This is a genomic window from Coprococcus sp. RTP21428st1_C9_RTP21428_210409 (assembly GCF_040227395.1).
In the GTDB taxonomy this organism is placed as follows: domain Bacteria; phylum Bacillota; class Clostridia; order Lachnospirales; family Lachnospiraceae; genus Coprococcus; species Coprococcus aceti.
Genome location: NZ_JBEHVV010000148.1, coordinates 1 through 1,240, shown reverse-complemented (window position 1 = coordinate 1,240; position 1,240 = coordinate 1). Strand labels below are relative to the sequence as shown.

1 protein-coding gene and 1 pseudogene are annotated in these 1,240 nt (G+C 50.1%); both read left to right on the top strand.

Features of this window, described 5'->3' with window-relative positions; translation table 11 throughout:
• Positions 1 to 242, top strand: a pseudogene (locus ABUA34_RS14320) (hypothetical protein); the annotation flags it as partial.
• A gap of 18 nt (positions 243 to 260) precedes the next feature.
• The coding region (locus ABUA34_RS14315) for an FAD:protein FMN transferase (protein ID WP_349823546.1) at positions 261 to 1,240 on the top strand (980 nt) is incomplete at its 3' end.

The following is a 1,240-nucleotide window of genomic DNA, read 5'->3' as shown; positions in this document are numbered from 1 at the left end:
ATGTATATCTGTGCAGTGGAGACTGCAAGAAGCGCTACGAGGAGGAGTACGGTAAGGAATCCGTGGATGGTGGAGTTATGATGTGGGAGAAGAACAGTAACTACCCGATATTCTACTCCATGGATATCATCAACCAGAGCTTCTTCGAGGAGGTAAACCACAGCATCAATGAGAATGTGGAGTACGAGAAATCCTTCAGATATTCGCTGAGAGAACAGGTTCACGATGAATATCTGAAATAACACAGAGGTAGGCAGACCATGAAGAAATGGTACAGGATAGCAGCCGTAGTGGTTGTCATGGTGGCTGTGATTGCTATGGTCATCATATCAGGCGTGAGACGGTCAGGTGAAAGTGAATATACAAGGAACACGATCACCATGGGAACGGCTGCGTCATTTACAGTGTATGGAAGCCATGGCAGTGAGAATATAGACGGGATGCTGAAGCTCATAGACAGCCTGGACAAGGATGTGCTGTCATGGCGCTCAGCGGACTCTGAGATATACAGGGTGAACAACACATATAAGCCTGATGAGGATATCACGGTGAGCAGCGGACTTGCGGGTGTGCTGAAGCAGACGCTTGACATATCGAGGGCTCATGACGATCTGTTGGATATCACCATACGGCCTTTGGCGGATGTGTGGGGGATAGAAGATGGCAGGACAGAGATTCCATCACAGGCGGATATAGACAGTGCACTGAGGCTGGTGGATGTGTCAAAGGTAAGTGTGGATGGCGATACGTTAAGGATATCAGAGCCTGGCATGATGCTTGATCTGGGAGCAGTCGGCAAGGGATATGGCTGCGACATGGCAGCAGAGTATCTCAAGGGTACTGATGCGGCCGGTGCATGTGTGGCCCTGGGCGGAAGTATAGTTGTGTACGGAAGCAAGCCTGATGGTACAGCCTGGAAGGTCGGTGTCAAGGATCCGAGAGCCGGAGAGGGAACGACCATGGGTGTCATAAGCTTTGGCGATGGGGAGACGGCATTTGTATCCACATCGGGAGATTATGAAAAGTATTTTGAGCAGGATGGCAGGAGATACCACCACATACTTGATCCCCGGACTGGATATCCGGCATGGAATGGCACTATAGCGGCCACGGTAGTGTGTGATAACGGACTGACCAGTGACGCCTTGTCTACACTGTGTATGCTGATGGATAAGGATAAGGCTATGAAGACCATTCAGGAGTATGGTGCGGAGGCCGTCATCATAGATGAGGATAAGAA